Below are 5,965 nucleotides of genomic sequence, written 5' to 3'. Positions count from 1 at the left end.
CCCTCCCTGCGTCACGAGCCCGGCGAAACTCTCTCACCTTGATTGACGCGCTCTTCCATCCTGATCGCCGCGCGACACGGCCTCCTCCGGGCATCGTTTGCTTCATTGTGTCGCCGCGTCATCATTAATTTGCAGTGCCGTATTCGTGGTGCTGAACAGGAGCGCGTTGGCCTGCTCGCTGCGCCATGATTTAAGACGGCGCTGAAGCGTTCTCAGAAGTTTGTCAGGATAGGCGCCGGGATGTTCGGCCTGCAGCTTGCCAAGAAGCTCGCTGCCGGTACGCCACGGCTCAGCTTCGAACCAGGTTCGCAGTTCCGCAGTCACCCGAATGAGCGGATCGGGCGGCGACGTTCTCTCTTTGCCTTCACGACCGGTCGGTCTGTCGGCCGTACTCCGCCATCCTTCCAGGCCGTTCGCAAGCTAGCCAGGAAGCGCTCGATTGACTGTGGTTCGATGGAGTTTTCGGTAGCCGGCTTTATATCGGCAAGCGCTGCCAGCGATTCCTGGGCAGCCCTGATGTCCCGCAACAGCACGACCGGATCCAGCCCAGCATAGATTTCTTGCAGGTGGATACGAACCGCGTCGGATGTGCGAACTTCAGCGATCACGCGCTGATGCGGAGTCGCGGGTGATTGCGATTTAGAATCAGTTATTTGGGAGATTCTCATTTCAGCATGTGGAGAGCTGAGCGTGGGTCACCAGATATCAGACGGCAGTGCATCGCGTTTTGCGGCGTATGTCGAGGGGCTGACGAGCGTGATTGGCCATGCGGACCGCGCCGGTCCGCTTCGAGACTATTGCGCGGGTTTGATGCTGCCATGTGAGCGGAAGAGCGTTGAGCCGATGGCGGCGGTGACGGCGCCTGAGCGCACGGCGGCGCAGCACCAATCGTTACTACATTTTGTCGGACGAGAAGGTGTTGGCCAAGGTGCGCGAACTGGTGCTGCCGGCGATAGAGCGTCACGGGCCAATCGAAGCCTGGATCATCGACGATACCGGCTTTCCCAAGCAAGGGCGGCACTCGGTCGGGGTAGCGCGGCAGTATTGCGGCCAGCTAGGCAAGCAAGATAATTGTCAGGTCGCGGTGTCGTTATCGCTTGCCAATCGCCACGCCAGCCTGCCGGTGGCCTACCGTCTTTGGTCGCGCTCGCCGCCACTCTGGCTCGATGCCCATGTTGTGCCGTTCCAACCGCAGTGCGCATGTTCTCGCCACAATTTATGACGCAGTACGACTAGTCGTTTAGTCCCAGCTGTGGGCATCATAATACCGGAGAGCTTCATGACAGCTATGACGAGCGCCGGAACGTCAGATCATTGCCGGCCGGGCTGCTTCGCTATCTCGCAAAACAGCCCTAGCTCAAGCTGCGCTCCCCGATTGTGACACACCTTCGTGCTCTGCGAACGCGCCGGAGCTTCGATGGGCGAGAAGTTGCACTTCAATCAGGCGCGCTATTCAGTTGAAGCCGACATCAGCCCCTTAGTCGGTTCTGAAGTGCCTGCCGATCAACTACGAGGCTGCCGAGGCTCAGATCTGCCTGCCGCCTTCCCGCGAGCCGTCTGACCAGCTCCCGCGTACCGTCTACCACAAAGACACCGCAATCATAGCCGTTCCTTTGCTGGCTTATGGGGGCATCTTGCAGATCGGCTCCTACCCGCGCTGCGAGCATTGCTGCAGGTCTGGCATTGTGTCCCTGGGCGGAGTCGTAATGGTAGGCAACCGGCCTGTCGCGATTGCGGCGGTCCACCAGCAGCAACGACCAATGGGAGCCGACGCCCCCGCGGTCCCTAGCGCTGGCATCGTTCCCTTGCAGGGACAGGAGGTGTCTCTCTTGGTCCTGCGGGTTGCTATCGTTCACCGGCAAGAACAGGAAGTCGGCTATATCGTTACTATTTCGATCATAGATAATGCGCTGGAGCGCTTGGTCATCGGTACCTTCTCGTACCATATAGGCATTGAGAGGATCCACGAACCGGGTTCGCGCGGCGAGATTTGGATTGGTGCGCTGCAACTCCTGCGACAGGAGCTCGTAGTCCCGCTGGATATGCTCGTCACCCAGCCATTCGAGACCGGGATAGACGTCTGAGGACCGAGCCGGCTCGCCCCTAGGCGTTGGAAAGTCGAAGTAGGACGGCGGTTGCACGGACCAGCTTGAGCTCGACCCAGCCGGCTCTTGCGGCATGCCTGATGGCCCGATGACGAACGGGGGTCTGCCGGCAGGGCTGAGCACCGGCGCCGACTGGGCGTCGTCACGCATCTCTTGGGGTGTGGACGGCAGACCAGTGAAAGAATCGAGATCGCGATAGACGTCTGAGGACCAAGCCGGCTCGCCCCTCGGCGTTGGAAAGTCGAAGTAGGACGGCGGTTGCACGGACCAGCTTGAGCTCGACCCAGCCGGCTCCTGCAAGCCGGCCTGCCCAAACGGGCCTACCATCGGCGGCCACTCACTTTCGGACGGCGGCGTCGGCAAATCTCGCATCCAGGACCAGGTTGAGTTCGAGCCAGCCGGCTCTTGCGGCATGCCTGATGGCCCGATGAAGAACGGGGGTCTGCCGGCAGGGCTGAGCACCGGCCCTGACTGGGCGTCGTCACGCATCTCCTGCGGTGTGGACGGCAGACCAGTGAAAGAATCGAGATCGCGATAGACGTCTGAGGACCAAGCCGGCTCGCCCCTCGGCGTTGGAAAGTCGAAGTAGGACGGCGGTTGCACGGACCAGCTTGAGCTCGACCCAGCCGGCTCCTGCAAGCCGGCCTGCCCAAACGGGCCTACCATCGGCGGCCACTCACTTTCGGACGGCGGCGTCGGCAAATCTCGCATCCAGGACCAGGTTGAGTTCGAGCCAGCCGGTTCCTGCAAGTCGGCCTGCCCAAACGGGCCTACCGTTTGCTGAGGAAGGGATACACCCAACGCTTTGTTTGCCTCGACGAGTTGTAGGTAGTTCCGAAGCATCGTCAAATCTTTTTCATGCACCTTTGCCGAAGCTTTGGTCCTCCTGAAATTCTTAACATCTTCGTCCAACGCGTGCTGCTGCCCAGTCCCCCTGAGTCGGCCAACTATGCTGCTCCTATCCTCCCTTCGGAGCCAGTCACTGAAACCCCGAAGGCGGCTAGCCGTTTCGTGAAAAGGCTGCCTCTGCTCGGAAGTCGAGTCTCCAAGGTTACGCAGGGCTTGAACGAACATATTCTCGATGACGCCGGCGTCTTCGGGATGGGGGCTTAGGAGGCGGGGTCCCATGAGACGCGGGCCGGGCCCGATCTGTTGGATGTTTTCTTCCCCCGACCCAAGCCTCCGGAGATTCGTCAGCGACGAATGAAGACGGTTTTTAGGGTCGTTACCTTGCGCTTTATACTCATCGATATCGTCCGCCAGCGCCTCATCTCGAAAGCGGGGAGCCAATGGCTCCTTGTTGTTTTCACGGAGCCAGTTGGCGAATTTTTTTAAATGTACCAGATTGCGCTCAATCGTGGGTTCGTGAGCCCCGGCCTGCATGGCTGCTGCCTTGAACCTCTCCATGAGCGCCGTGTCTTCGGTAGGAGGGCCAGCCAAGCGCTGTTGTGGGTGAAGATTGAAATTTGCGGGGCGTCCCTCGGCTTTCGCGATGTGGAACTCCTGAAGCGCTGTCAACGCCGGATGGACATCTTTTTTGCCACCCTCCTCCACATAGCGTGTCGCAAGTCGTGTCAACTCATCAGGACGGTCAAGCAAGCTGGACAGCGTCAAGGTCTTGGCTCGAAGCCAGGTGTGGAATTTATACAGATTTCCCGCCCACCGACTAACAGTAGTGCGGCCGCCGCCGGCGGATTTGCCCGCCTCTTTGAACTCGGAAATAAGCCTCTCGTCATCTGTGATCTCAGCTGGCGGGAGATCGGCGTGCCGGAGATTTTCCAACGCCTCAATGATTTGATCTTTGATGTTTTTGCTTCCAGCGGGGTCCACGTCCTGCGCATAGTCCCGCGCATCGTCCTCCAACCCATGCTGGTTCAGCCGGTCGGCAATTGAACCTCTCTGGTGCTCGTTAAGCCAGGCACTGAAGTTGCGTAAATGAGATGCATGCCTCTGAGCGGTGTTGAACGTGCTGCTGCCGACGGACGCCCTCATAATCCTGGAAATAAGCACCGTGTCTGACTCAAAGGGCTCAATCGCGCGGCGCCGCTTGGCGAAATCCATGCGAAGCTCTGAATGGACCACCACGTACGACGCCGCGCCCCCAGACGACTTCTCGCGACGACTCCCCCCAAAGACTTTGCCGACCGCTGACTTAACACGCGACCACAGTCCCCGGCTTTTGCTGTTCTTCGTCCGGGCCGCAGGCTGCGCTTCCGACAGCGCGGTGTAGCGAGTGCTGCTGAACAGCCTGTCACGCAAGTCAGACCGCGATGCCTCCGCAGCCGAGCCGCCGAGGTGAGCGCGAGGGAGGTCTACGCTGTAGTGCGTGCTGCTGAACCAGTTATCCCGCAGGTTGGACCGCGATGGCACCGAACCCCCGACATTAGCGCGCTGGGTTCTTCCATGCGCCTGTGCAGCGTGATTATCAGCCGAACTAGCATCAGACGAACTAGGGTCACCGGAGCTCTCATCAGAGGACCTGAGTTGTAGCTCGGCCAGCTGCTGCTCAAAGCCCGCCGGATGTTCAGACATGTTGTCCGACTGTTGTCTCGCCCGCTGCTGCTTTTGCAGGGCCGCGTACTCCTGCATCCAACCGTCCGTATTAAGCCATCCAATATCGTTCGTTTCCACACTAATCTCCCTAGATGAGATAAATCTTCATGGCCAACCCAAAGCTAAGCTCGGATGCACGGGCCGCAGAGCATCCAACCTGAGAGAGGCAAAGGTCAAAGTCGACAACCAGAACAAAGCCACCGAACGGCAATCGTCGCACGACCCGGTCCGAGCGCCTTCAGCCTTACTGGTCGCCGCCTTGTCGGACGCAAGGCCCGACCGACATCACGCGTCGGGTCAGCTTACCCTGAGTGCTTCTTCCACACGCCGTCCGTCAGTTATGTAACGCTTGCGATTTGCATTCCGAGCAAGCCAAGAGCCCCTTTGAAGGCTTTGCGTTGGCCCGCCGTCCACGTCTCATGCTAGGAACGTTAGCTGTTGAGAAGCTGACGAGCCTCAGACGGATCCACAACGAGCCAACGGGCGACCGCGTTGATTTTTGCCGGAAGCTGGGCCTCGTTGGGCCGCTGCGTGTTCCAGACGATGGTGATCACCAATTCCAGGCCATCGTGATCACTCATTGAACGAACCCGCTACGCGGGAGTGGGGAGGAGCCTGCTGAACTGAGGTGTCCTGTCTGAGAGGATGTTGGTCTTCGCACCACCCCTCTCAAGACAGGAGACCCAGATGGCTACGATGAGCTCTCTTCGCCAACGCATGATCGAGGACATGACGGTCCGCAATCTGTCGCCGTCGACTCAGCAATCCTATATCTATGCGATCGCAAAGTTTAGCCGACCGGACCGGCTGAGTTTCGAGCAGGTCCGGCCTATCAACTGCATCTCATCGGCCAAAAGCGTTCGTGGTCCCACATCAATCAGGTGGCCTGCGCGCTGCGGTTCTTCTACGGCGTCACACTCGGGCAGACGGAAGCATTCGAGCGGATCATCGGTGGCCAGAAGCCCGACAAGCTCCCGCTCGTCCTTGGTGCCGAAGAGATCGAGCGCTTCCTGGACGCGGTTACAGGGATGCGCAATCGCGTCGTGCTGGCGACGGCTTATGCAGCGGGCTTATTCACTGGCTTCGAGATCGGCCAGCTCGAGATAGGCCCAGTCGTGCCAGCGCGGACCTTTGGTCCCTCCGCCGGACGACAGGCGGCGCCAGGCCTTTTTGGGAAGGCTCCGCGCGATCGCGGCGGCGGTGCCGGCGACAGGCCGCTGCTTGCCCCAGGAGCGGAACACATGATTGGACGCAACACCCAGGACATAGCCTTTGCCCGCCTTGCGCAGCAGGGTTTCGATCTCTCC

Annotated in this window: 2 protein-coding genes and 3 pseudogenes; 1 reads left to right on the top strand and 4 read right to left on the bottom strand. The window is 59.9% G+C overall.

The window, feature by feature from the left end; all coding sequences use genetic code 11:
* Positions 1-102: 102 nt before the first annotated feature.
* Positions 103-632, bottom strand: a pseudogene (locus AAFX91_RS37925) (ISNCY family transposase); the annotation flags it as partial.
* Between the two features lie 58 nt (positions 633-690).
* Here AAFX91_RS37925 and AAFX91_RS37920 point away from each other — a divergent pair.
* A pseudogene (locus AAFX91_RS37920) lies at positions 691-1,162 on the top strand (transposase); the annotation flags it as partial.
* 307 nt (positions 1,163-1,469) lie between these two features.
* Here the strand turns inward: AAFX91_RS37920 and AAFX91_RS37915 are convergent.
* The 3 genes and pseudogenes from AAFX91_RS37915 to AAFX91_RS37905 all read right to left on the bottom strand — a co-directional run.
* On the bottom strand, positions 1,470-4,736 hold the full coding sequence (locus AAFX91_RS37915; RefSeq protein WP_394569901.1) for a hypothetical protein: 3,267 nt from the start codon (positions 4,734-4,736) through the stop codon (positions 1,470-1,472).
* A 353-nt stretch (positions 4,737-5,089) separates the two neighbouring features.
* Positions 5,090-5,239 carry a hypothetical protein gene (locus AAFX91_RS37910; protein ID WP_155255602.1) on the bottom strand — a complete coding sequence of 50 codons (150 nt, stop codon included), beginning with the start codon at positions 5,237-5,239 and terminating at the stop codon, positions 5,090-5,092.
* Positions 5,240-5,731: 492 nt separating this feature from the next.
* Positions 5,732-5,965 (bottom strand): annotated as a pseudogene (locus AAFX91_RS37905) (IS701 family transposase); the annotation flags it as partial.

The organism is Bradyrhizobium sp. 31Argb, from assembly GCF_043638955.1.
Classification (GTDB): Bacteria; Pseudomonadota; Alphaproteobacteria; order Rhizobiales; family Xanthobacteraceae; genus Bradyrhizobium.
This window is presented reverse-complemented; position numbering and strand designations above follow the sequence as displayed.